Origin of the sequence: Kitasatospora sp. NPDC059599 (assembly GCF_042735125.1) — a bacterium.
In the GTDB taxonomy this organism is placed as follows: domain Bacteria; phylum Actinomycetota; class Actinomycetes; order Streptomycetales; family Streptomycetaceae; genus Kitasatospora.
Map to the genome: position 1 here is coordinate 19,041 of NZ_JBHWCL010000079.1, position 23,073 is coordinate 42,113.

Sequence of the window (23,073 nt, forward strand, 5' to 3'; positions counted from 1 at the left end):
CCCCGGGGGGCCCCCCCCCCCACTCCCTGGGCCACCGAGCACCGCGCTAACCACACCGGCGGGGGGCCGCCCGGCAACCCCCGGCCACCCCGATCGGGCGTTCGCGGGGCCTCAGGCCGCGGCGGGGAGCTCGTCGAGGCCCTCCTGGACGAGCTTGGCGAGACGGTCGAGCGCGTCGTCGGCGTTCTCGGCGTCGGAGGCCAGGACGACCTCGTCGCCGCCCTGGGCGCCCAGGGCGAGGAGGCCGAGCATGGAGGCGGCGTTGACCGGGTTGCCGCCGGGCTTGGCGATGGTGATCGGCACGCCGGTGGCCGTGACGGCCCGGACGAAGACGGAGGCGGGACGGGCGTGCAGGCCCTCGGCCCAACCGATGGTGACGCGGCGCTCAGCCATGAGACGTGCCTTTCCGGTGAAGCTGGTCACGGCCGTGCTCGGGGAGCGGGGGAAGCGGCCATGTTGTCTAGACCAGTGTTGCACGCAGGGGGCCCTGCGAACCGCGGTGTTCAGGACTTGTGATTGTTTCTTTTCGGGGCATAAACCCCGGCGCCCGGTCCCGTCCACCCTGCCGTGGGCTCGCGCCCGGCGCCATCCGGCCCACCGCCGGATAACCTGACGAATGTGGACGACCCCGCGGCAACGAACCCCGAGCGGCATCCGGACTACCCGCAGCACTGGGAAGCCGACATCCTGCTGCGCGACGGCGGCACGGCCCGGATCCGGCCGATCACTCCCTCCGACGCCGGCCGCCTCGTCGAGTTCTACGAGCAGGTCTCCGACCAGTCCAAGTACTTCCGATTCTTCGCCCCTTATCCCCGGCTCTCCGACAAGGACGTCCGCCGCTTCACCCACCACGACTTCGTGAACCGGGTCGGCCTCGCGGTGGTCGTCCGGGACCACTTCATCGCCACCGTCCGGTACGACCGGATCGACGCCGAGGGCCGCCCCTCCGTCACCGGGACCGATGCCGAGGTGGCCTTCCTGGTGCAGGACGCCCACCAGGGCCGCGGCGTGGCCTCGGCGCTGCTGGAGCACATCGCCGCCGTCGCCCAGGAGCGCGGCATCCGCCGCTTCCAGGCCGAGGTGCTGCCGGAGAACCGGAAGATGGTGAAGGTCTTCACCGACGCCGGCTACACCCAGCACCGCAGCTTCGCCGACGGCGTGGTGCACCTGGAGTTCGACCTCGAACAGACCGACCGCTCGCTCGCCGTGATGCGTGCCCGCGAGCACCGTGCCGAGGCGCGTTCGGTGCAGCGCCTGCTCACGCCGCGCTCGGTCGCGGTGATCGGGGTCTCCCGCACCCCGCAGACGGTCGGCCGGGCGGTCCTGCGCGACGTGCTGGCCGGCGCCCCGGCCGGGTGCCCGGTCTACGCGGTGAACCGCAACGCCCCGCCCGGCACCGAACTGGACGGCGTCCCGGTGCACCGTTCGATTCTGGACATTCCCGGGCCGGTGGACCTCGCCGTGATCGCCGTCCCCGAGGGAGCCGTCCCGGCCGCCGTGGCGGAGTGCGGCGCGCACGGCGTGCAGGGCCTGGTGGTGCTCACGGCCGGCTACGCGGAGACCGGTCCGGAGGGCCGGGACCGGCAGCGCGCCCTGGTCCGCCAGGCCCGCGCGGCGGGGATGCGGGTGATCGGCCCGAACGCCTTCGGCCTGATCAACACCGACCCGGCGAACCCGCTGAACGCCTCGCTCGCGCCGCGCCTGCCCGGCCGCGGCGGCTTCGGGATCTTCTGCCAGTCCGGCGCGATCGGCGTGGCCCTGCTGGAGGCCGCCCACCGCCGCGGCCTCGGCGTCTCCTCCTTCGCCTCGGTCGGCAACCGCGCCGACGTCTCCGGCAACGACTTCCTGCAGTACTGGGCGGAGGACGAGGCCACCCGGGTCGTCCTGCTGTACCTGGAGTCCTTCGGCAACCCGCGCAAGTTCACCCGGATCGCCCGGCGCCTGGCCGCCGCCAAGCCGGTCGTGGTGGTCAAGGGCGCCCGGCACACCGGCAGCCTGCCGCCGGGCCACGCCGTCCCGGCCACCGCCACCGGCCTGCGGGACGCGACCGTCGACGCGCTGTTCGAACAGGCGGGCGTCACCAGGGTCTCCACCATCACCGAGCTGTACGACACCGGCGAGCTGCTGGCCCTGCAGCCGCTGCCGCCGGGGGACCGGGTCGCGGTGGTCGGCAACTCGGACTCGCTGGGCCTGCTCACCTACGACGCCCTGCTGAGCGCCGGTCTGCGCCCGCACACCCCGGTCGACCTGACCACCGCCGCGACCGGCGAGAACTTCCGGATCGCGCTGGACGTCGCCCTCGCCGACCCCGCCGTCGACGCGGTGATCGCCGTCGCGATCCCGCCGATCGGCACCTCCGCGCACGCCTTCATGGGCGGCCGGCTGACCGGCGACGACGACCCGGAGATGGGCTCGGACGACCCGGAGATCGCCGCCGGCCTGCTCGAAGCCGGTCAGCGGGCCGAGGAACTGGGCAAGCCGCTGCTGCTCGCGCACCTGGCCCTGACCGACCTGCCGGCCCGGCTGCGTCCGGGTGGCATCCCCGCGTACCCGGCGCCCGAGCGGGCAGTCCTCGCCCTCACCCACGCCGTCCACTACGCGCAGTGGCGGCGCCGGACGGCCGAGGCCGAGGAGACCGCGCGCGTGCCGGACCTGGACCGGATCGACGAGCCCGGCGCCCGCACCCTGGTGGCGGCGGCGCTGAGCACCCGGACCGCCGTCGCCGCCCGCACCCAGCCGGGCGGCGCTCGGATCACCCTGTCCGACGCCGAGGCCCGTGAGCTGCTGGCCCGCTACGGCATCGACGTCTCGCCGACGCTGCCGGCCCCGCACGAGGCGGCGGCGGTCGCGGCGGCGGCCTCGCTCGGCTACCCGGTGGCCCTCAAGGCGACCGCCCCCCACCTGCGCCACCGCCCCGACCTGGGCAGCGTCCGGCTGGACCTGACCGGCGAGCCGGGCCTGCGCCGCGCCCACCGCGAGCTGGACGTGCTGCTCGGCGGCGCCGCGCAGGCCGAACTGGTGGTGCAGCGACTGGCACCGCGCGGCGTGGACACGGTGATCGGTGCCACGGTGGACCCGGCGGTCGGCGCGATCCTGTCCTTCGGCCTGGCCGGTGCGCCGGCCGAACTGTTGGGCGACACGGCGCACCGGCTGGTTCCGGCCACCGACCAGGACGTCGCCGGGCTGATCCGGGAGGTGCGGGCGGCGCCGCTGCTGTTCGGCTGGCGCGGCGCCGAGGCGGTGGACACCGGTGCGCTGGAGGAACTGCTGCTCAGGGTGTCGCAGCTGGTGGACGACGTCCCGGAGATCGCGTCGGTGGACCTCGAACCCGTGGTCGTGGCCCCGCACGGGTTGGCGATCCTGGGGGCGCGGGTACGGGTCGCGCCCCTGCCGGTCCGCAGCGATCTGGGCCCGCGCGCGATGAGCACGCTGTAACCTTCCTTGGTTGCGCCCTGCCCGGGCGCTGTTGTCCGAAGCTCGGCGCCGTGCCGCCCGCTTCGTCGGCGGACCATGCCAGGATGGAGATATGGCGAAGACCGGTACCACCACCACTCAGGACCTGCGCTCGGCGATCGAGCGCAGCGGCTACTACCCGGCCCTGGTGTCCGAGGCGGTGGAGTCCGCGGTGGGCCCGGAGCCGATCAGCTCCTACCTGGTGCACCAGGAGACGACCTTCGACGCCAACGAGGTCCGCCGGCACGTGACGGTGCTGGTGCTGACCCCGACCCGTTTCGTGGTGAGCCACACCGACGAGCAGTCGGGGGCCGAGGGCAGCCCCTCGGTGCCGTTCGCGACGACCTCGACGGAGAGCGTGCGGCTGGACCGGATCGGTTCGGTCGTGGTGAGCCGGATGGTGGCGAACCCGGAGACGTACACGCCGGGGACGCTGCCGCGCGAGGTGGTCCTGACGATCGGCTGGGGCGCGGTGCAGCGCCTGGACCTGGAGCCGGCCGGCTGCTCGGACCCGAACTGCGAGGCGGATCACGGCTACACGGGTTCGGCGACGGCCGACGACCTCTCGCTTCGGGTGAGCGAGGCCGGTGACGGCCCGGAGACGGTGTCCCAGGCGCTCCTGTTCGCCCGGGCCCTGTCCGACGCGACGATCGACAACGGCCCGCGGGTCTGATCGCCGCCGCCTCCGACCGCTACGAATCCGGTTCCATGTCCTTCGTTCCTGCCGACGGCTACGACGCCTTCGAGATCCTTGACCCGGCCGCTGCCCCCGCGCCCCCCTACGGCAGCGGTTCGCTGTGCGACCTGCTGCCCTCGGTGGCGGCGGGGCTCGGTGTCCCCGGGTTCACCGCGACGCTGCCGATCGCCCCGGCGGACCGGGTGGTGGTGTTCCTGGTGGACGGCCTGGGGTGGGAGCTGCTGCTGCGCCACCCCGAGTACGCGCCGTTCCTCTCCTCGCTGGCCGGGAGTTCGCTGGGCGGCAGCGGCCGTCCGCTGACCGCGGGCTTCCCGTCCACCACGGCGACCTCGCTGGCCTCGGTCGGCACCGGCACGCCGCCGGGCCTGCACGGCCTGGCCGGGTACACGGTGGCGGTGCCGGGCGCCGGCTACCTGATGAACCAGCTGCGCTGGCAGCCGCCGACCGAGCCGCACGCCTGGCAGCCGTACCCGACGGTCTTCGAGCGGACGCACGAGGCCGGGGTGGCGACCGCGCAGGTCTCCTCCCCGTTGTTCGCGCAGACCCCGCTGACCCGGGTGGCGCTGTCCGGCGGCACCTTCCTGGGCCGCACCACCGGCGAGGAGCGGATGGACCTGGCGGCCTCCTGGCTGGCCGAGCACGACCGGGCGCTGGTGTACACCTACGTCAGCGAGCTGGACGGCGCGGGCCACCGCTTCGGGGTGGACTCCGACGAGTGGCGGATGACGCTGGACGCCGTGGACCGGCTGGCCCGCCGCCTGGCCGAGCGGTTGCCGCCGCGTTCGGCGATGTACGTCACGGCCGACCACGGCATGATCGACATCGCGCCGGAGGACCGGATCGACTTCGACGAGGACTGGGAACTGGGCGCGGGCGTGGCCCTGCTCGGCGGCGAGGGCCGGGCCCGGCACGTGTACGCGGTGCCCGGTGCCGCGGCCGACGTGTACACGGTGTGGAGCGAGGTGCTGGGCGACCGGATGTGGGTCGCCACCCGGGACCAGGCGATCGAGGCGGGCTGGTTCGGGCCGGTCGTGGACGAGCGGGTGTACGGCCGGATCGGTGACGTGGTCGCCGCGGCGCGCGACGACATCGCGATCGTCGCCTCCCGCAACGAGCCCGGCGAGTCCGCGATGATCGGCCTGCACGGTTCGATGACCCCGGTCGAGCAGTTCGTGCCGCTGCTCGAAGTTCGGGGCTGAGTCGCTCCCTTGATCCTTCTGTGCCCGAACTTCCCTGATTTGAAAGGCCCTTGCTCCACCCATGGCTGAACTGGTGTTCTTCTCGGGCACGATGGACTGCGGCAAGTCGACGCTGGCGCTGCAGATGGACCACAACCATGCCGCGCGCGGCCGGCGGGGCGTCATCCTCACCCGCAACGACCGGGCGGGCGCCGCGACGATCTCCAGCCGGCTGGGCCTGCAGGCGGAGGCGGTCGAGGTGACGGACGACTTCGACTTCCACGCGCACGTGGTGCAGCGGCTCTCGGCGGGCGGCCGGGTGGACTACCTGATCTGCGACGAGGCCCAGTTCTTCGCCGCCGAGCAGGTCGACCAGCTGGCCCGGGTGGTGGACGAACTGGACATCGACGTCTACACCTTCGGCATCACCACCGACTTCCGCACCCGGCTGTTCCCGGGCTCGCAGCGGCTGATCGAGCTGGCCGACCGGGTGGAGGTGCTGCAGGTCGAGGCGCTGTGCTGGTGCGGTGCGCGGGCGACCCACAACGCCCGTACGGTCGGCGGTGTGATGGTGGTCGAGGGCGCCCAGGTGGTGATCGGGGACATCTCGGTGCGAGACGACGAGGTCGGCTACGAGGTGCTGTGCCGCCGCCACCACCGTCGCCGCCTGACCGCGGCGACGGCCCGCGCCTCGGTGCTCTCGCCGGACGTGCTGCCCTTCGAGGAGCAGCAGGCCTGAGCGGTCCCCGGGGGAGCGGGCCGCCGGGCTCCCCCCCCCGGGCGTGTCCGGAAGACCCGTCCTAGGCCGCGGTCTCCAGCACCGAGAAGTGGCCGCCCTGCGGGTCGGCCAGCCGGGCGGCCCGGCCGCGGGCGGTGTCGTGCGGTTCGACCAGGATCCGGCCGCCGAGTTCCACGGCGTGACGGGCGGTCAGGGCCGCGTCCCGGACGGCGAAGTGGGTGCGCCAGCGCGGCGGGTGGCCGCGCAGGTCGGCGCGGTGCCGGATGCCGGCGACCGGCCGGCCGTGCACGAGCAGCGCGCTCTCGTCCGCGCCGGGCCGGACCTGGCGGTCGAGCACGGTGGCGTAGAAGGCCGCGGCGCCCTCGGTGTCGGGGGTGAGCAGTTCTGCCCAGGCCGGTTCGCCGGGGTCGGTGCCGGTCTCCCGGCCGAGGTGTTCCTCGCCCTGCCAGAGGCCGAAGACGGCGCCGGAGACGTCGGAGGCGATCGCCATCCGCCCGGCGCGTTCGGCCTGCAGGGGCCCGACGGCGACGGTGCCGCCGCACTCGCGGACCAGCTGGGCGGTGCGGTCGGCGTCGTCCACGGCGAAGTAGGTGGTCCACTGCACCGGGAAGCCGGTGGCGGTGGAGAGGCCGAGGCCGGCGACCGGCGCCCCGTCGAGTTCGGCCCGGACGTAGTCGCCGAGCTGGCCGGGCCCTGGGGTGTACGTCCAGCCGAGCAGCGCGCCGTAGAAGGCTCGGGCTCCGGCCGGGTCGTCGGTCAGCAGGCTGACCCAGCAGGGCGTGCCCTGGGCCAGTCGGAGTTCCACCGCGGGCAATGCGGGCCTCCTCGTGGGTGGTTGGCGCACGGAAATCCTCGGGCGCGAGGGTGATGCTTCCACCCTGACGGGCGCCCAACCCTCGGGCCGCGCGGAAATCCCGGCAAAGTCCGCACAAAGAGCGGCGGGTCGGCGTTGCTGCGCGACAATGGCCGCCATGACCACCTACAACGACGGTTCCCCGCTGATCTCCGCGGCCGAGCTGCGGGAGGCGCTCGCCTCCGCCCGTCCGCCGGTGCTGCTGGACGTGCGCTACCAGCTGGTCGGCGCCGCGCCGGGCGGCCCGACCGCGGCCGAGGAGTACCGGGCCGGGCACCTGCCCGGCGCCCACTTCGTCGAGCTGGACCGGGACCTGGCGGCTCCGCCCGGCGCCCCCGGCCGGGGCGGGCGCCACCCGCTGCCGGACCCGGAGGACTTCGGTGCGGCGATGCGCGGCTTCGGGGTGAGTGGCGGGCGCCCGGTCGTGGTGTACGACGGCGCGGCCTCGATGGCGGCCGCCCGGGCCTGGTGGCTGCTGCGGTGGGCCGGGCACCGGGACGTCCGGGTGCTGGACGGCGGATTCGCGGCCTGGCGGGAGGCCGGGCTGCCGGTGACGGCCGAGCTGCCGGAGCCCGCGGCGGGCGACTTCAAGCCGGTGCCGGGGCAGCTGCCGACGGTGGACGCGGACGGCGCGGCCGCGTGGGCGCGCGGCAACCTGCTGCTGGACGCCCGCTCGGGCGAGCGCTACCGGGGCGAGACGGAGCCGGTGGACCCGCGGGCCGGGCACGTCCCGGGCGCGGTGTCGGCGCCGACGACCGAGAACGTGGGCCCGGACGGGCGGTTCCGTCCGGCCGCCGAGCTGGCGGCCCGTTTCCGGGCGCTGGGCGCGGGGGAGCGGGAGACCGCGGTGTACTGCGGTTCGGGTGTGACGGCGGCGCACCAGATCCTGGCGCTGGAGGTGGCGGGCCTGCCGGCCACGCTGTACCCGGGGTCGTGGAGCGAGTGGTCGAGCGACGCGGGCCGCCCGGTGGCGGTCACCGGCCGGCCGGGCTGAGCCGGGGAAACGCCGCGGGGCGGGAGGACCGGCCTCCCGCCCCGCGGACCGCTGTTACTCCTGCTTCTTGCGCCGGCTGCCGAAGACGATCTCGTCCCAGCTGGGCACGGTGGCCCGGCGACCGGGCCGGACGCCGTCCGCCTCGGCCTGCCGGTCGGTGGTGCCGACGAGGCGCTCGCGGTGCGGTGCGACGGCGCGCGGCATCAGGATGTCGGCGTAGGCCGAGCCCGCGCCGACCGCCGGGGCGGCGGCCGCAGCCGGCTCCTCGGTCTCCTCGGCGACCTCGGCGGGCACCGGCTCGATCGGCGTGGGGCTGCCGACGGCGAGGTCGCCGCGGAAGGCGGGGACCACGTCGAGCAGGCTGGTCAGCGAGTCCCTGGACTCGGCGGTGGCCTCCCGCGACTCGCGGACCTCGCGGGCCGACATGATGCGGTCGGCCGAGGGCCGGTCGATCATCGGGCGGGGCGGCCGGTCCTGGGGGAGCCGGGCGATCCGTGGGATGAACGGGAAGACCGACTCCTCCTCGCGCTCGACGTTCTCGCCGATCAGCGCGCGGGCCTCGTCGTCGTTGGGCTGGACCAGGCGCCGGGGCGGGTCGTACGTCCACGAGGCACTGCGGCCCTCGCCGTCGGCCCGGTAGGAGAGGATGACCTCCCAGGTGCCGTCGTCGCGGCGCCAGGAGTCCCAGCGCTCGGTGTCCTTCTCGGCGCCGCGCAGCGCGAGGCGCTCGGAGACGGCCTCGCCGAGCTGCGGGCCGGTGGACTCGCCGTTGCGGCGGATGGCGGTCTTGCGGGCGCGCTCGGCCATGAAGGCGCGCTCGGCGAGGACCGGGCCCTCGAAGCGGCGGACGCGGTCGACGGAGATCCCGGCGGCCTGGGCGACCTCCTCGGCGGAGGCACCGGCTCGTATCCGGGCCTGGATGTCCCGGGGCCGCAGATGGCTCTCGACCTCGATCTCGATCTGGCCGAGGCGCGGCCGGTCGCCGCGGATGGCGGCGCGCAGCCGCTCGTCGATGGGGAGGGTGTACTCCGTGCTGTCGGCAGCCTTGAGCACCAGCCGTGTGCCGTCGTTGCTGACGGCCACAACCCGCAGTTCGGGCACGGTTACCTCCCGGGTGGTGCCTGCCGACGTCACCTGCGTCGCTGCTCCCGTACTGAGTGTGGCCTGCCCACTCGCGACTGGCCACAACCTTGCTGAGTTCCCCGGCGTGTCGGGCTTAGGCCCGGGCACGCCGCTGTGGCACGGTTGCCTTTTTGCCACGCCATCCGTCGACGTCGCGCCTGGGTGTCCCGGCCGTCCTCGCACGCGCAGTGATCGCGACGATCCGGGACGGGCGTCGCCGTGCGTGCCTGTTCCGTGGCTCTTCGTCAAGCTACCGGTGTGGGCGCAGTCGACAAGTCGACCCAAGGCTCAGGCTTTACGAACAGTACTCCATTCGTGGCATCCGAAGGGGCGGCTCGCCGCTCAAGTCTCCCGCGATTCACGGGAATCTCAAGAGCGCGCCCCCGCAATGGCGGACCACGGGCGGATGGACGGTGATCATCTTCACACAATCCGGGCGTGCAGAACCGCATTTTCGTCCCTTGTGTCCTTCTTTGGGCAAGATGGAGTGGCTTGTTCGAGAAACAGTCGTACGGACCGAGGGATGTCGATGCCGGAGCGGAGCCCCGTCGAGGAGGGCGGGAAGGAGGAGCGCAAGCGGATCGATCTGAGTGTGGCTCAGGTCGTCGCGAGCGCCCTGGCCGCCGTGGTCGGCGCGCTGCTGGCCTCCGAACTGGGCGTGTACGGAACCATCATGGGCGCCGCCGTGGTCAGCATCGGGGCCACCACCGGCGGCGCGGTGCTCCAGCACGCCTTCAAGCGGACCGGCGAACAGTTGCGCGGGGCGGTGGACCGCGGGCCGAATCGGACCGCGAACGCGCTGCGCCAGGTGCCGGTGGAGTCCGGGCGGCCCGGAGGGGGCGGCCGGCCCGACGGGCCCGAGCGGGCGGCGGGTGCGCCGGTGATCACCGCGGAGTGGAACGAGCCGCAGGTGGCGCGGGCGCGACGGCGGTGGACGTGGAAGACCTACGCGGTGGTGTCCGGGCTGGTGTTCGTCCTGGCGATGACGCCGATCGTGGCCTTCGAACTGGCCACCGGGCAGCCGGTGTCGGCGACGGTCAAGGGCGAGTCCGGCAACGGCACGTCCTTCGGCGGCTCGGTGGCGCCCAGGTCCTCGCAACCGCAGGACGCGCCCGCGGAGCGCCGAGAGCCGGGCGGCACGCCCGGTTCCGGGGCCACGCCCTCCGGCGCGGCCTCGTCCCCGGCGACCGCGCGGCCGAGCCGGGAGCCGAGCGGCACCCCGGGCAGCGGCGCGGGCACGGCTTCGCCCTCGGCGGGCGCGAGCGCGACCCCGTCGGCCGGCGCTTCCCCGTCGGCGGGCGGGGGGAAGCCCACCGGCGAGACCCCCTCGCAGCCGCCCGCGACCGGCGACGGGTCGGCGCGGCCGACGGTGGCCCCGCCGTCGGCCGCCGGGACCCGGGCCCCGGTGGACCAGGCCCCGTAGGCGGCGGCGCGGGGGCACCCTAGGCGCCCAGCACCCGGCGCAGGTAGTCGTTGCCGAAGACCCGCTGCGGGTCGACCTCGTCGCGCAGGGCGGTGAAGTCGCCGAAGTGCGGGTAGACGCCGGCCAGGTACTCGGCGTCGCGGGTATGCAGCTTGCCCCAGTGCGGGCGGCCCTGATGGGCGGTCATCAGCTTCTCGACGCCGGTGAAGTAGCCCTGGTCGGCGGTGCCGCGGTAGAGGTGGACGGCGATGTAGGCGCTGTCCCGGCCGGAGGCCGTGGAGAGCCAGAGGTCGTCGGCGGGGGCGAAGCGGACCTCGACGGGGAAGCTGACCTTCCAGTCGGAGCGTTCGACGAGGGCCTTCAGCTCGCGCAGCACCTCGCCGACGGCCGCGCGCGGCACCGCGTACTCCATCTCCACGAAGCGGACCTTGCGCGGGCTGGTGAACACCCGGTGCGCGGTGTCGGTGTAACTGCGGTCGGACCAGGCGCGGCTGGCCAGCGCGGCGATCGAGGGGATCGAGCCGGGGAAGCGCCGGCCGACCCGGCAGGCGCCCTCCCAGACGGTGTTGGAGAGGAAGTCGTCCTCCAGCCACTCCTTGAACCGGGGCAGCGGGGCGGCCGGGCCCTGGCTGCGGTTGTTGCGCTTGGTGGCGCAGCGGTCGGTGTGCGGGAACCAGTAGAACTCGAAGTGCTCGTTGACGGCGGTGAGGTCGTCGAGGCGCTCCAGCACCTCGTCGAAGGCCATCGGCTGCTCGTGCGCGGTGAGCAGGAAGGCCGGTTCGACGCCGAAGGTGAGGGCGGTGATCACGCCGAGGGCGCCGAGGCCGAGCCGGGCGCCCTGGAAGAGCCGGGGGTTCTCGGTGGGGGAGCAGCGCTCGACCGTGCCGTCGGCGAGGACGATCTCCAGGGCGCGGATCTGGGCGGCGAGTGAGCCGGAGTCGCGGCCGGTGCCGTGGGTGCCGGTGCTGGTGGCGCCGGCGACGGTCTGCACCTCGATGTCGCCCATGTTGGTGAGGGAGAGGCCCTCGGCGGCCAGGACCCGGTTGAGGCGGCGCAGCGGGAGGCCGGACTCGACGGTGACGGTGCCTGCCTCGCGGTCGATCTCGCGGACGGCGGTGAGCGCGTCCGGGCGGATCTGGACGCCGTCGCCGGCGGAGGCGATCGAGGTGAAGGAGTGGCCGGAGCCGACGGCCTTGACGGTGCGGCCCCGGTCGGCGGCGCGCAGGATCTCCTTGGCCAGTTCCTCCGCGGTGCCGGGGGTAGCGGTCCGGGTGGGCCGGGAGCTCTGGTTCCCGGCCCAGTTGGTCCACCGGGTGCGGGTCGCGGTACTGGCCTGGGGCATCGTGCTGCCTCCTGCTCCGTGGCACCGGGGTCGGCGCGGTCCGGGGCGGCGCGGCCGCCCTACCCATGGGTAGGGCCACGGGTAGGGCGAGAGATTAGTCAGTTCACCGTTCGGCGTCTACGGGTCGTCCGACCGGTTCGGCGGGGGCCTCCGGGTCCTGGTCGGCGGTGAGTCCGGCCCGCAGCCGGCCGAGGCCGGCGAGGGCGGCGGCCACGCCGAGGACGCCGGCGGCCAGCGGGACCCAGTAGCCCGCGGCGGCGCCGCGGGCGTCCACCAGCCAGCCGCCGGCGGAGGAGCCGGCCGCGACGCCGATGGCGAGGCCGGTCGTCGTCCAGGTCATGCCCTCGGTCAGCTGGGAGGCCGGGACGAGCCGCTCGACCAGCGCCATCGCGGTGATCAGGGTCGGGGAGATGGCGATGCCCGCGATCAGCAGCGCGCTGCCGACCGCGGCCAGCCCGCCGATGCCGTGCACCGCGTGGGCGACCAGCAGCAGCGGCACCATGCTGAGCGCCATGAACAGGACGCCGAGGAAGAACCGCGCGGCCATCGAGCCGGAGAGCTTGAGGGTGCCGTACACCACGCCGGCCAGGCAGGAGCCGAGCGCCCACAGGGCGAGGATCACGCTGGAGACCGACTTGTGGCCCTGGGCCTGGGAGTAGGCGACGGTGACGACCTCGACCGAGCCGAAGATCGCGCCGGTGGCGACGAAGGTCAGGATCAGCACCTGCAGGCCGCGGTTGAGGATGACCGAGCGGCCCTCGTGCCGGGCGACCGGGTGGACCGGCGGCTCGGTGGAGCGCTGCCCGGCGAACAGCAGCACGCCGACGGCGAGGAAGACGCCGGCGAGCAGTACGCCGGCCTCGGGGAAGACGGAGGTGGCCAGTCCGATGGAGAGGATCGGGCCGACGATGAAGCAGATCTCGTCGACGACGGCCTCGAAGGAGTACGCGGTGTGCAGCTTGGGGGCGTCGTCGCGGTAGAGGTGGGCCCAGCGGGCGCGGACCATCGCGCCGGTGCTCGGCATCACGCCCATGCCGGCCGCGAAGACGAACAGCGTCCAGTCCGGCGCCTCGAACCGGGCGCAGAGGAGCAGGCCGACGACGGCGACGACGGTGATCGCCATCGCCGGGACGACGATCCGGCGCTGCCCGTGCCGGTCCACCAGCCGGGAGACCTGCGGGCCCAGGACGGCGGCGGAGATCGCGAGGGCGGCCGAGACCAGGCCGGCGACACCGTACGAGCCCCTCAGCTGGGAGAGCATGGTCACGATGCCGATGCCGGTCATGGAGATCGGCAGTCGGGAGACGAAACCGGTGGTGGAGAAGGCCAGAGTGCCGGGGGAGGCGAATATCCGGCGGTAGCTGGACAGCACGGGAGCTCCGGGTCGGGGGTGGGGTAAGGAACGAGGCTGGCGTACACAGCTTACGTACGTTGGCAAACGGTATTTTCCGGACACCAGCGCGGCCCCGGCGGCGGCGCCCGGCCCCTCAGTGGCAGGATCGGTTCCATGTCCGACGCGCGCAAACCCTCCCCCTCCGGCGCCGCTCCGTACGACGCCCTGCTGCTCCTCTCCTTCGGCGGCCCCGAGGCCCCCGAGGAGGTCGTCCCTTTCCTGGAGAACGTCACCCGGGGCCGCGGCATCCCCACGGAGCGGCTGAAGGAGGTGGGCAAGCACTACTTCATGTTCGGCGGGGTCAGTCCGATCAACGAGCAGAACCGTGAGTTGCTCGCCGCGCTGCGCAAGGACTTCGCCGAGCACGGTCTGGACCTGCCGGTCTACTGGGGCAACCGGAACTGGGCGCCCTACCTGGTGGACGCCCTGCGGGAGCTGGCCGGCGACGGCCACCGGCGGATCGCCGTGCTCGCCACCAGCGCCTACGCCGGGTACTCGGGCTGCCGCCAGTACCGGGAGAACCTCGCCGACGCGCTCGCCGCCCTGGCCGAGGAGGGCGTCCCCGCGCTGCGGGTCGACAAGCTGCGGCACTTCCACAACCACCCCGGCTTCGTCGAGCCGATGATCGACGCCACCCTGGCCGCGCTGGCGGAGCTGCCCGAGGCCGTCCGGAACGGCGCCCGGCTGGCGTTCACCACCCACTCCGTCCCGGACACCATGGCCGAGACCTCCGGAGCCCCGGACGACCCGGCCCGCGGCACGCCGGGCGGCGCCTACGTCGCCCAGCACCTGGACGTGGCCCGGCTGGTCGTCGCGGCCGTCGCCGAACGCACCGGCGTCGCAGACCGGCCCTGGGAGCTGGTGTTCCAGAGCCGCAGCGGGGCCCCGCACACGCCGTGGCTGGAGCCGGACATCTGCGACCACCTGGAGGCCCAGCACGCCGAGGGCGCGCCCGCCGTGGTGATGGTCCCGATCGGCTTCGTCTCCGACCACATGGAGGTCAAGTACGACCTCGACACCGAGGCCGTCGCCAAGGCCGCCGAACTCGGCCTGCCGGTGGCCCGCGCCGCGACCGTCGGTGCCGACCCCCGGTTCACCGCCGCCGTCCGCGAGCTGGTCCTGGAGCGGGCCGCCACCGAGCGCGGCGAGGACGTGACCCGCTGCGCACTCGGCGCGCTCGGCCCCGGCCACGACGTCTGCCCGGTCGCCTGCTGCCCCAACCCGCGCGCCCCCCGCCCGGCCGTCGCCGAGCGCTGACCGCCCGTCCCGCCGCTCCGGAGGAGAATCCCGTGACCGCCCCCGCCCAGCCCGACGACCGGCTCCTCGACGACCTGCTGGACGTCGCCCTGGACGCGGCCCGGCAGGCCGGCGCCCTGCTGCGCGACGGCCGCCCCGCCGACCTCGGCGTGGCCGGCACCAAGAGCAGCCCGGTCGACGTGGTCACCGAGATGGACCTCGCCTCCGAGAAGCTCGTGCTGGAGCTGATCACCGGGCGCCGCCCGGCCGACGGCTACCTCGGCGAGGAGGGCGCCGAGCGGCCCGGCACCAGTGGGGTCCGCTGGGTCGTGGACCCGCTCGACGGCACGGTCAACTACCTGTACGGACTGCCCTCCTGGGCGGTCAGCGTGGCCGCCGAGGTGGACGGCCGGGCGGTCGTGGGAGTGGTGTACGCCCCGGCGCGCGACGAGCTGTTCCACGCCGTCCTGGGTCGCGGCGCCCGGCTGAACGGCCGGCCGCTCTCGACCCGCCCGGCCCCGCCGTGGGGCCAGGCGCTGATCGCCACCGGCTTCAACTACGTCCAGCCGGTGCGGGTGCGCCAGGCCGAGGTGCTGCTGGCACTGATGCCCGAGGTGCGGGACATCCGCCGGGGCGGGGCGGCCGCGGTCGACCTCTGCGACGTCGCCGCCGGGCGGCTGGACGGCTACTACGAGCGCGGCCTCGCCCCGTGGGACCGCGCGGCCGGCTGCCTGATCGCCGCCGAGGCCGGCGCCCTGACCGGCGGCCGCCCCGGGCACGGCCCGGAGGGCGAGCTGACCGTCGCCGCGGCCCCGGGCGTGTACGAGCCGCTGCAGGAGCGCCTGGCCGCGCTGCGCGCCTGGGCGGACTGACCGGTTCCGGCCGGGTCCGCCGGACCCGGCCGGCCGACCGGAAGCACTCCCACCGGCACCCGCGAGGAGCCCGCACCCGCGAAGAGCCCGGACATGCGAAGAGCCCTGGCATACGGGGGATGCCAGGGCCTGGGTTTCGCACGGCCCCCTCAGGGCCGCAGGTGCCGGAGTACCGGCGACGGGTCGGTGGTGCCGAACTGGTCAGGCAGCGGTGCGGTGGCGCTCCAGCACCGTGTCCACGCCGTGTTCGGCGGCGAGTCGGCGGAGGTCGTCCAGCTCGGACTGCTCCACCTCGGCGAGGAACTCGTCCCCGGCCTCGATCGCGCGGTGCAGATCCTGCTCGGCGTTGGCTATGCGCTGCAGGATTCCGGCCTTGAAGGCGTCCATACGGGCCCCCTTACTGTGTCGGACGTGCACGGTCGTGCGCTCTCCGCCCCGAGGAAGGTCCAGCCGGTGAAAGCGTCCCGGCCGGCGGTGGTGGATCTCCGGTAGGACGCGGAGACGGCTTTCGGCCGCTCCCGGTGAGGTCCCAGCCCCAGGGCCGGCGCGGATGAACGCACGGCGGGTGGGTGCGACCGGCCAACAGCCAGATCGCGGGTGTGCAGCTGTCCTCCCCCGGGGGGCGGCCGGGAAACCTCCCGGCGGAAGAAAGTTGCCCGTGTCACAGTCCAACCGGACTGGTGCCGACACGAACGGTCACCGCCGGGGAGCCGCACCCCTTGCCCGAGGGGCAGCTTATCGCTGCTTTACCGCAGGACCAGGCAGGATGGAGCCACCGTCGGAGCCGTGCGTCCGCTTTCCGGGGCCGGCCTGGAGAAGGGACAACGACCGTGCGGGTTCTCGTCGTCGAGGACGAGCAGCTGCTTGCCGAGGCCGTCGCGACCGGCCTGCGCCGCGAGGCGATGGCCGTCGACGTGGTGTACGACGGGGAGGCCGCGCTCCAGCGCATCGCGGTCAACGACTACGACGTGGTGGTCCTGGACCGTGACCTCCCGCTGGTCCACGGCGACGACGTCTGTCGCAAGGTGGTCGAGCAGGGCCTGGCGACCCGGGTGATCATGCTGACCGCCTCCGGCGACATCAGCGATCGGGTCGAGGGCCTGGAGATCGGCGCGGACGACTACCTTCCGAAGCCGTTCGCCTTCAGCGAACTCGTCGCCCGGGTGCGGGCGCTGGGACGCCGCGCGACCGTCCCGCTGCCCCCGGTGCTGGAGCGGGCCGGCATCTCGCTCGACCCCGGCCGGCGCGAGGTGATCCGCGACGGGCGCACCGTCCAGCTCGCCCCCAAGGAGTTCGCCGTCCTGGAGGTGCTGATGCGGGCCGGCGGAGCCGTCGTCTCCGCCGAGCAGCTGCTGGAGAAGGCCTGGGACGAGCACACCGACCCGTTCACCAACGTCGTCCGCGTCACCGTGATGACGCTGCGCCGCAAGCTCGGCGACCCGCCGGTCATCGTCACCGTGCCGGGCTCCGGCTACCGGATCTGACCCCCGGATCCCCGCCGCGGGGCCCGGCCCCGGATCCCACCACCCCGCGCCCGCACCGGCGGACGCCCCGAGAGGACGATCATGACCACCCCGCCCCCGGCCGGCGGGCCCTCCGGCGCGCCCGCCGGCGGCCCGCGCGCCGTGCCGCCCAAGCCCGTGCACCCGCCGCGCTCGGCCCGGTCGAACCAGACCTACGTCCCCGGTGACGGCATGCTCGCCTGGCTGCCCTTCCGCCCCACCATCCGCATGCGGCTCACCCTGCTCTACGGCGGGATGTTCCTGATGGCCGGCGTGGTGCTGCTGCTGGTGATGTACTTCTTCGTCCAGCAGGCCCTGCAGAACGTCGGCCAGCCGCACCTGTTGCTGAACGGGCCGGGCATCTCCGTGCGGACCCCCGACGGCCTCACCCTCACCAACCAGACCGCGCTCGACCAGTGGCTGAACGACACCAAGGCCTACCAGGCCAGCCAGGCGCTCAACACCCTGCTGCGCAAGCTGCTCACCGCCCTCGTCTGCCTGTCCGTGATCGCGTTCGCGGCCGGCTACGCGATGGCCGGCCGGGTGCTGCGCCCGCTCGGCCGGATCACCCGCACCGCCCGCGACGTGGCCTCCTCCGACCTGCACCGCCGGATCGAGCTGGACGGGCCGGACGACGAGCTCAAGGAGCTCGCCGACACCTTCGACGACATGCTGGACCGGCTGGACCGGTCCTTCGACTCCCAACGCCGTTTCGTCGCCAACGCCTCGCACGAGCTGCGCACCCCGCTGGCGATCAACCGCACCCTGCTGGAGGTCCAGCTCTCCGACCCGGCTACCTCGGCCGATCTGCAGCAGCTGGGCAGGACCCTGCTGGCCACCAACGAGCGCAGCGAGCAACTGGTCGAGGGCCTGCTGCTGCTCGCCCGCAGCGAGAACGAGCTGACCGACCGCCGCCCGGTGGAGCTGTCCGAGGTGGCCACCCGGGCGCTGGAGCAGACCAGGGCCGAGGCGGACAAGCGCGAGGTCGAGCTGCGCTCGAAGCTCGATCCGGCCGTGGTCGGGGGCAACGGCGTGCTGCTGGAGCGGCTCGCGCTCAACCTGCTGCAGAACGCCGTCCGGTACAACACCCCGGGCGGCTGGGTCGAACTGTCCACGGCCGAGGTGCCGGGCGGCGGCGAGCTGGTGGTCTCCAACACCGGCCCGGTGGTGCCCGGGTACGAGCTGGAACACATCTTCGAGCCGTTCCGCCGGGTCAAGGGTGCCGACCGCACCCGCAGCGACAAGGGGGTCGGGCTCGGCCTGTCCATCGTCCGTTCGGTGGTGCGCGCCCACGGCGGCAGCGTGGAGGCCACCCCGCGCGCCGGGGGAGGCCTCACCATGCGGGTCCGCGTCCCCTCGCGGTAGCCCCAGCCGCAGGGGTTCGCAGCACAAGCCGCCCCCGTCAGGCCCGTCAAGACGACATAAGGCCTGGCGGGGGCGGCTTGTCTTTTCCGGCCCGAGCAACTTACGGTGTCGTAACCTACGCAACCGTAAGTGGGTCTCGTCGACGCCCCGCCGACGACCCGCCCGACGCGTGCCCGCCCAACGCGCCCGTCCCAGCGCGTGCCCGTCCCCCAGGAGCAAGACCGTGACCATCGCCCCTGTGCAGAGCAGTGCCGTGCAGAGCAGCACCTCGCTCGGATCGAGCGGCTGGACCGACGCGCGGCTCATCCTGGCGCTCGAAGAGGTCGTGGAGAAGGAGCTGAACCGCCACCTGGCCATCGCCAAGGAGTGGATGCCGCACGAGTTCGTCCCGTGGAGCCGGGGCCGCGACTTCGACGGCGTCCTGGGCGGCGAGGCCTGGGCGCTCGACCAGTCGCAGGTGACCGCGCTGGGCCGGGTGTCGCTGGTGGTGAACCTGCTGACCGAGGACAACCTCCCCAGCTACCACCACGAGATCGCGAGCATGTTCGGCCGCGAGGGCGCGTGGGGCACCTGGGTGCACCGCTGGACGGCCGAGGAGGGCCGCCACGGCATAGCCATCCGTGACTACCTGCTCGCGACCCGCGCCGTCGACCCGGTGGAGCTGGAGCGGGCCCGGATGAGCCACATGTCCGAGGGCTTCGAGTCCGACAACGCGCACAGCATGCTGCAGTCGGTCGCCTACGTGGCCTTCCAGGAACTCGCCACCCGCATCGCGCACCGCAACACCGGCAAGTACGCCGGCGACCCGCTCTGCGAGCAGCTCCTGGCGAAGATCGCCAACGACGAGAACCTGCACATGGTCTTCTACCGGAACCTGCTGAAGGCCGCCCTGGAGATCGCCCCCGACCAGGCCATGCGGGCCATCGCCGACGTGGTCACCGACTTCCGCATGCCCGGCCACGGCATCCCCGGCTTCGAGCGCGCCGCCGCGCAGATCGCCATCGGCGGGGTGTACAACCTGCGCATCCACCACGACGACGTGCTGCAGCCGGTGCTGCGCCACCTCAAGGTGATGGAGATCGACGGCCTGGGCCCGGAGGGGATGATGGCGCAGAACGAGCTGGGTGTCTTCCTGGACGGGCTGGACTCGCAGGCGCGGAAGTTCGAGGAGCGCCAGGCGGCGATGCTGGCCCGCCGGGCGGCCCGGCGGAGCGCCGAGTAGGGCGTTCCCGCGAGCGGTCGGAGTGGGTGGATTTTCCGTGGTTTGCCCCGGAAGATTCTTAACGTGACCAAGCTCACACCGTGTCGCTCCACGGTTTCGGTCAACCCCGGAGAGTGATCACCCGGTCGGGGGTGTCGATCGCCGTCCGTGACCGGATTTCGCCCTCAGCCGGATCCGCCGGATCGGTCGGCATCCCTGATGGGCAAGGGATTCGACGGGTGTCCGCGCCGCCCTTGCTCACTGTGTGTGGTCGCTCCGCCGGGTCCGGAGAGGGGTTGCGATGGCCCAGCGTGAGGCCTTCGGCAGCCCCGAGGATCACCCCGATGGACGCCGCGCTGAGTGTCGATTGAGTAACAGGGCTTGAAGTAAGGCAAAATCTCCGCCTCGGGTCGGGCACAAGACCGACCCCCCATGCGTTACGTGCGCTGGAGATACCGCACACACCGCACAAACCCGGAGGGGGAGAGCGAAAAATGGCAACCGACTACGACACCCCACGCAAGACCGACGACGAGCTCAACGAAGACAGCATCGAGGAGCTCAAGGCTCGGCGGAACGACAAGGGCGGCGGCTCCGTCGACGTCGACGAGTTCGACGCCGCCGAGGGCATGGAACTCCCCGGCGCCGACCTCTCGAACGAGGAGCTGGCCGTTCGGGTGCTGCCCAAGCAGGCCGATGAGTTCACCTGCATGAGCTGCTTCCTGGTCCACCACCGCAGCCAGCTGTACAGCGAGAAGAACGGCAACCCGATCTGCCGGGACTGCGGCGCCTGAGCACCGCGGCGGACACGGCCCGGTGCCCGCGGCTCCCGCGGGACCGGCACACCGCTCCTTCCGGCCCCGGGCAGCGGGGCCGGACGGCAGTTCCGGGAACCGTCCGGTCGGACGGACCCGGCAGGACGGAGTCGGCCGACGCGTCGGCACGCACGAAGTCGTAGGGACGGTCCCGCAGCAGCGGAACCGTCCCTCTCCGTTTCCAGGTCTCGTCGGGCCCTTCCGGGCCCCGCCCGCCCGCTCAGGTGCGGGCGCCGCGCCGGGCCTCCTCCAGCGCCTCCGCCAGCTTCATCGGCGAGCGGGTCGACAGGTAGAGGTACGGCGTCGGGTCGGCCGGATCGCTCACCTCGACCCGCAGCGCCGTCGGGACGTAGCTGCGCAGCAGCATGAAGGCGCGCGGATCGGCCTTCGGACCGCGCCAGGCCACCGCCTCGGCGGGGCTCAGCGCCCGGGCGGTGCCGAGCGCGTCCACCGGGATCCGGGCCGGTCCGGCCACCAGCGAACCCTGGACCACGCGGATCCGGGCCGAGCCGTAGCTGCTGATCGCGACCGCGCCGGCGGCCACGCCGACCACCAGCCCGACCAGCGCGGCCGGGCCGCTGACCCGGATCAGGATCAGCGCGAGCGTGAGGCCCACCGCGGCCGGGAGCAGCCACCAGGAGCGCGGCACCGTGAGGCGTTCGTCGTACATGCCCCCATTGTGGGCGCCCTGACGCCCGGCGCGGGACGCCACCCCCACCGGGGGCCCACCTACCCCTGGGTAGGGTTGGGGCCCGTGACCGGTACGACAGCCCCCAGCACCCCCGCCGACCGGCCGGCGCCCGCGATGCCGCCGTCCCCGACCACCCCGCCGCCGGACGCCGTCCTGCCGCCGCGCGCCCCCGAGGCCCCGGCCCCCGGCACCCGGCTCGGCTCCCACTACGAACACTGCTTCGGCTGCGGCCCGCAGCACCCCGGCGGCCTGCGGATCGACGCCGTCGCCGGCGAAGGACTCGACGTCACGGCCGAGTTCGCCGTCCGGGACGTCCACCAGGGCGGTCCCGGCCTGGCCCACGGCGGCCTGCTGACCACCGCCATGGACGAGATCCTCGGCACGCTCAACTGGCTGTTGCACGCCCCGGCCGTGACCGGCCGGCTGGAGACGGACTTCCTCTCCCCGGTGCCCGTCGACTCGGTGCTGCACGTGCGCGCCCGGATCACCGGCGTCCACGGCCGCAAGATCTACAGCGCCGCCGAGGCACGGATCGGCGGCCCGGACGGACCGGTCGCCGTGCGCGCGCAGGCGCTCTTCGTCCAGGTGAAGCTGGAACACTTCACCACGCACGGTCGTGCCGAGGACATCGACAAGGTCCTCGACGACCCGGATCTGATGAAGCGCGCACGAGCCTTTGAGGTGAACCCTTGAGCGACACCCCCCGCCCGCAGCTGGACGTCCTGATCAAGCGCATCGACCCCGAGCTGCCGCTGCCCGCCTACGCGCAGCCCGGGGACGCCGGCGCCGACCTGCGGACCACCGTCGACGCCGAGCTGGCCCCCGGCGAGCGGGCAGTCCTGCCCACCGGCATCGCCATCGCGCTCCCGGACGGCTACGCGGCCTTCGTCCACCCCCGCTCCGGGCTGGCAGCTCGTTGCGGAGTTGCTCTCGTGAACGCCCCGGGGACGGTCGATGCCGGGTACCGTGGAGAGATCAAGGTGATCGTCGTCAATCTGGACCCGCGCGAGGGGGTCAGCTTCCGCCGAGGGGACCGGATCGCCCAGCTGGTCATCCAGCAGGTCGAGAAGGCCCGCTTCCACGAGGTGGAGGAGCTGCCTGGGTCGGCACGTGCCGAGGGTGGGTTCGGGTCGACCGGCGGCCACGCCGCGGTCTAGCATGCCCGCGGCCTCGCAGGAAGCCGAGCAGGTATTCGCATCGGTCTTGGACCGGGAAGGACAGTGACCGTGTTCCGTCGTCGCCAGAAGAGCGAGGACGCTGTCGAGCAGCTCGCCGACGACGCCATCAGCGCCGACGAGACGGCCGATGACGTCGAAGGTTCCGCCGAGAGCGAGAACGTGACCGAGCTGGACCCGGCCGACAGGGTCGGCCTGCCGCCGGCCCCCCGGCCGGACGGTCCGTGGGACCACTCGGAGCTGGAGAACCCCGAGGAGGGGCGAGTCGACCTCGGGGGTCTGCTGGTCCCCGGTGTCGAGGGCATGGAGCTGCGCGTCGAGGTCGCCGGTGACGCGATCGTGGCCGCCACCCTCGTGCTCGGCAACAGCGCCATCCAGCTCCAGGCCTTCGCGGCCCCGAAGTCCGAGGGCATCTGGGGAGAGGTCCGCGAGGAGATCGCCAACGGCATCACCTCGCAGGGCGGCATCATCGACGAGGAGGAGGGCCCGCTCGGCTGGCACCTCCGCGCCCAGGTCCCGGTACAGCTGCCGGACGGCACCCAGGGTGTCCAGCTGGTGCGGTTCGTCGGCTGTGACGGTCCGCGCTGGTTCCTGCGCGGTGTGATCTCGGGCCAGGCCGCCGTGCAGCCGGAGATGGCCGGGATCCTGGAGCAGGTCTTCCGCCAGACCGTCGTCGTGCGCGGCGAGGCCCCGATGGCTCCCCGCGACCCGATCGTGCTGAAGCTTCCCGAGGACGCCCAGATGGTCGCCGACGGTGGTGGGGCGGCCGCCACCGCCGGCGAGGGCGACAACCGTTTCGGCGGCACCTCGCTCGATCCGTTCGCGCGCGGTCCGGAGATCACCGAGGTCCGCTGATCGGTCGTGACCGGCCCTGATCGCCCCTGCCCGGGAGCCCGGGCAGGGGCGATTTGCATGTGGCGGGTCCGCCCCCGTACAGTTCCGGAGTCGCCGCGGGAGACCGGGGCGCAAAGCGGAAAGCAAATCCGATGAATGAAACTCCGGAAAACGGAGCGGAAAACATC

General features: G+C 73.6%; 22 protein-coding genes. 15 read left to right on the forward strand and 7 right to left on the reverse strand.

The window, feature by feature from the left end; translation table 11 throughout:
- Window positions 1-111 precede the first annotated feature (111 nt).
- The gene (locus ACFV04_RS25530) at window positions 112-393 is read right to left on the reverse strand and encodes an HPr family phosphocarrier protein (protein WP_360258304.1); all 282 of its coding nucleotides are present in this window, start codon (window positions 391-393) and stop codon (window positions 112-114) included.
- Window positions 394-618: 225 nt separating this feature from the next.
- Here ACFV04_RS25530 and ACFV04_RS25535 point away from each other — a divergent pair, with 225 nt between their 5' ends.
- The 4 genes from ACFV04_RS25535 to ACFV04_RS25550 all read left to right on the forward strand — a co-directional run bounded on the left by ACFV04_RS25535 (window position 619) and on the right by ACFV04_RS25550 (window position 6,067).
- A complete protein-coding gene (locus tag ACFV04_RS25535) occupies window positions 619-3,435 on the forward strand; it encodes a GNAT family N-acetyltransferase (protein ID WP_380340969.1) in 2,817 nt (938 codons plus the stop codon).
- A gap of 91 nt (window positions 3,436-3,526) precedes the next feature.
- Window positions 3,527-4,126: a DUF5998 family protein gene (locus ACFV04_RS25540; RefSeq protein WP_360258300.1), complete on the forward strand. Its 600-nt coding sequence runs from the start codon at window positions 3,527-3,529 to the stop codon at window positions 4,124-4,126.
- Window positions 4,127-4,161: 35 nt separating this feature from the next.
- Window positions 4,162-5,349: an alkaline phosphatase family protein gene (locus ACFV04_RS25545; protein ID WP_380340965.1), complete on the forward strand. Its 1,188-nt coding sequence runs from the start codon at window positions 4,162-4,164 to the stop codon at window positions 5,347-5,349.
- 61 nt (window positions 5,350-5,410) lie between these two features.
- A complete protein-coding gene (locus tag ACFV04_RS25550; protein WP_360258296.1) occupies window positions 5,411-6,067 on the forward strand; it encodes a thymidine kinase in 657 nt (218 codons plus the stop codon).
- Between the two features lie 61 nt (window positions 6,068-6,128).
- Here the strand turns inward: ACFV04_RS25550 and ACFV04_RS25555 are convergent, their stop codons facing one another.
- Window positions 6,129-6,872 carry a VOC family protein gene (locus ACFV04_RS25555; protein WP_380341180.1) on the reverse strand — a complete coding sequence of 248 codons (744 nt, stop codon included), beginning with the start codon at window positions 6,870-6,872 and terminating at the stop codon, window positions 6,129-6,131.
- Between the two features lie 166 nt (window positions 6,873-7,038).
- Here ACFV04_RS25555 and ACFV04_RS25560 point away from each other — a divergent pair, with 166 nt between their 5' ends.
- A complete protein-coding gene (locus ACFV04_RS25560; protein WP_380340963.1) occupies window positions 7,039-7,914 on the forward strand; it encodes a sulfurtransferase in 876 nt (291 codons plus the stop codon).
- Between the two features lie 54 nt (window positions 7,915-7,968).
- Here the strand turns inward: ACFV04_RS25560 and sepH are convergent, their stop codons facing one another.
- Window positions 7,969-9,048 (reverse strand): septation protein SepH, encoded by a 1,080-nt coding sequence (gene sepH / locus ACFV04_RS25565; RefSeq protein WP_380340961.1) that lies wholly within the window; start codon window positions 9,046-9,048, stop codon window positions 7,969-7,971.
- A 517-nt stretch (window positions 9,049-9,565) separates the two neighbouring features.
- On the opposite strand from sepH, the gene ACFV04_RS25570 reads away from it, so the two are divergent.
- A complete protein-coding gene (locus ACFV04_RS25570; RefSeq protein WP_380532628.1) occupies window positions 9,566-10,459 on the forward strand; it encodes a hypothetical protein in 894 nt (297 codons plus the stop codon).
- Between the two features lie 19 nt (window positions 10,460-10,478).
- On the opposite strand, the gene ACFV04_RS25575 is transcribed toward ACFV04_RS25570, so the two are convergent.
- On the reverse strand, window positions 10,479-11,801 hold the full coding sequence (locus ACFV04_RS25575) for a D-arabinono-1,4-lactone oxidase (protein WP_380532631.1): 1,323 nt from the start codon (window positions 11,799-11,801) through the stop codon (window positions 10,479-10,481).
- Window positions 11,802-11,904: 103 nt separating this feature from the next.
- The gene (locus tag ACFV04_RS25580) at window positions 11,905-13,173 is read right to left on the reverse strand and encodes an MFS transporter (RefSeq protein ID WP_380340953.1); all 1,269 of its coding nucleotides are present in this window, start codon (window positions 13,171-13,173) and stop codon (window positions 11,905-11,907) included.
- 135 nt (window positions 13,174-13,308) lie between these two features.
- Between ACFV04_RS25580 and ACFV04_RS25585 the strand changes: the two genes are divergently transcribed.
- Window positions 13,309-14,451, forward strand: coding sequence for a ferrochelatase (locus ACFV04_RS25585; RefSeq protein WP_360258280.1), 1,143 nt, complete (start codon window positions 13,309-13,311; stop codon window positions 14,449-14,451).
- Between the two features lie 32 nt (window positions 14,452-14,483).
- Complete coding sequence (locus tag ACFV04_RS25590) at window positions 14,484-15,302, forward strand: inositol monophosphatase family protein (protein ID WP_380340949.1); 819 nt, start codon at window positions 14,484-14,486, stop codon at window positions 15,300-15,302.
- A gap of 201 nt (window positions 15,303-15,503) precedes the next feature.
- On the opposite strand, the gene ACFV04_RS25595 is transcribed toward ACFV04_RS25590, so the two are convergent.
- Window positions 15,504-15,689: a hypothetical protein gene (locus ACFV04_RS25595; RefSeq protein WP_030057688.1), complete on the reverse strand. Its 186-nt coding sequence runs from the start codon at window positions 15,687-15,689 to the stop codon at window positions 15,504-15,506.
- Between the two features lie 443 nt (window positions 15,690-16,132).
- On the opposite strand from ACFV04_RS25595, the gene ACFV04_RS25600 reads away from it, so the two are divergent.
- The 4 genes from ACFV04_RS25600 to ACFV04_RS25615 all read left to right on the forward strand — a co-directional run bounded on the left by ACFV04_RS25600 (window position 16,133) and on the right by ACFV04_RS25615 (window position 20,164).
- Window positions 16,133-16,786 carry a response regulator transcription factor gene (locus ACFV04_RS25600; protein WP_097235981.1) on the forward strand — a complete coding sequence of 218 codons (654 nt, stop codon included), beginning with the start codon at window positions 16,133-16,135 and terminating at the stop codon, window positions 16,784-16,786.
- An 81-nt stretch (window positions 16,787-16,867) separates the two neighbouring features.
- Window positions 16,868-18,169: a sensor histidine kinase gene (locus tag ACFV04_RS25605; RefSeq protein WP_380340945.1), complete on the forward strand. Its 1,302-nt coding sequence runs from the start codon at window positions 16,868-16,870 to the stop codon at window positions 18,167-18,169.
- 223 nt (window positions 18,170-18,392) lie between these two features.
- Complete coding sequence (locus ACFV04_RS25610) at window positions 18,393-19,391, forward strand: acyl-ACP desaturase (protein ID WP_380340942.1); 999 nt, start codon at window positions 18,393-18,395, stop codon at window positions 19,389-19,391.
- A gap of 473 nt (window positions 19,392-19,864) precedes the next feature.
- Window positions 19,865-20,164 (forward strand): DUF4193 domain-containing protein, encoded by a 300-nt coding sequence (locus tag ACFV04_RS25615; protein ID WP_030057692.1) that lies wholly within the window; start codon window positions 19,865-19,867, stop codon window positions 20,162-20,164.
- Window positions 20,165-20,405: 241 nt separating this feature from the next.
- On the opposite strand, the gene ACFV04_RS25620 is transcribed toward ACFV04_RS25615, so the two are convergent.
- On the reverse strand, window positions 20,406-20,855 hold the full coding sequence (locus ACFV04_RS25620) for a DUF3093 domain-containing protein (RefSeq protein WP_360258274.1): 450 nt from the start codon (window positions 20,853-20,855) through the stop codon (window positions 20,406-20,408).
- A 135-nt stretch (window positions 20,856-20,990) separates the two neighbouring features.
- On the opposite strand from ACFV04_RS25620, the gene ACFV04_RS25625 reads away from it, so the two are divergent.
- The 3 genes from ACFV04_RS25625 to ACFV04_RS25635 all read left to right on the forward strand — a co-directional run bounded on the left by ACFV04_RS25625 (window position 20,991) and on the right by ACFV04_RS25635 (window position 22,906).
- Window positions 20,991-21,569, forward strand: a complete 579-nt coding sequence (locus ACFV04_RS25625; RefSeq protein WP_360258479.1) for a PaaI family thioesterase — start codon at window positions 20,991-20,993, stop codon at window positions 21,567-21,569.
- A complete protein-coding gene (gene dut, locus ACFV04_RS25630; RefSeq protein WP_350629222.1) occupies window positions 21,566-22,033 on the forward strand; it encodes a dUTP diphosphatase in 468 nt (155 codons plus the stop codon). Before ACFV04_RS25625 ends, dut begins: the two co-directional genes overlap by 4 nt.
- A 69-nt stretch (window positions 22,034-22,102) precedes the next feature.
- Window positions 22,103-22,906: a DUF3710 domain-containing protein gene (locus tag ACFV04_RS25635; protein WP_360258269.1), complete on the forward strand. Its 804-nt coding sequence runs from the start codon at window positions 22,103-22,105 to the stop codon at window positions 22,904-22,906.
- Window positions 22,907-23,073: the final 167 nt, after the last annotated feature.

Bases quoted from the DNA above. Each gene is read 5' to 3' on its own strand.
- ACFV04_RS25530 (WP_360258304.1), bottom strand. From the start codon at position 393: ATGGCTGAGCGCCGCGTCACCATCGGTTGGGCCGAGGGCCTGCACGCC.
- ACFV04_RS25540 (WP_360258300.1), top strand. From the start codon at position 3,527: ATGGCGAAGACCGGTACCACCACCACTCAGGACCTGCGCTCGGCGATC.
- ACFV04_RS25545 (WP_380340965.1), top strand. From the start codon at position 4,162: ATGTCCTTCGTTCCTGCCGACGGCTACGACGCCTTCGAGATCCTTGAC.
- ACFV04_RS25550 (WP_360258296.1), top strand. From the start codon at position 5,411: ATGGCTGAACTGGTGTTCTTCTCGGGCACGATGGACTGCGGCAAGTCG.
- ACFV04_RS25560 (WP_380340963.1), top strand. From the start codon at position 7,039: ATGACCACCTACAACGACGGTTCCCCGCTGATCTCCGCGGCCGAGCTG.
- ACFV04_RS25570 (WP_380532628.1), top strand. From the start codon at position 9,566: ATGCCGGAGCGGAGCCCCGTCGAGGAGGGCGGGAAGGAGGAGCGCAAG.
- ACFV04_RS25575 (WP_380532631.1), bottom strand. From the start codon at position 11,801: ATGCCCCAGGCCAGTACCGCGACCCGCACCCGGTGGACCAACTGGGCC.
- ACFV04_RS25585 (WP_360258280.1), top strand. From the start codon at position 13,309: ATGTCCGACGCGCGCAAACCCTCCCCCTCCGGCGCCGCTCCGTACGAC.
- ACFV04_RS25595 (WP_030057688.1), bottom strand. From the start codon at position 15,689: ATGGACGCCTTCAAGGCCGGAATCCTGCAGCGCATAGCCAACGCCGAG.
- ACFV04_RS25605 (WP_380340945.1), top strand. From the start codon at position 16,868: ATGACCACCCCGCCCCCGGCCGGCGGGCCCTCCGGCGCGCCCGCCGGC.
- ACFV04_RS25615 (WP_030057692.1), top strand. From the start codon at position 19,865: ATGGCAACCGACTACGACACCCCACGCAAGACCGACGACGAGCTCAAC.
- ACFV04_RS25620 (WP_360258274.1), bottom strand. From the start codon at position 20,855: ATGTACGACGAACGCCTCACGGTGCCGCGCTCCTGGTGGCTGCTCCCG.
- ACFV04_RS25625 (WP_360258479.1), top strand. From the start codon at position 20,991: ATGCCGCCGTCCCCGACCACCCCGCCGCCGGACGCCGTCCTGCCGCCG.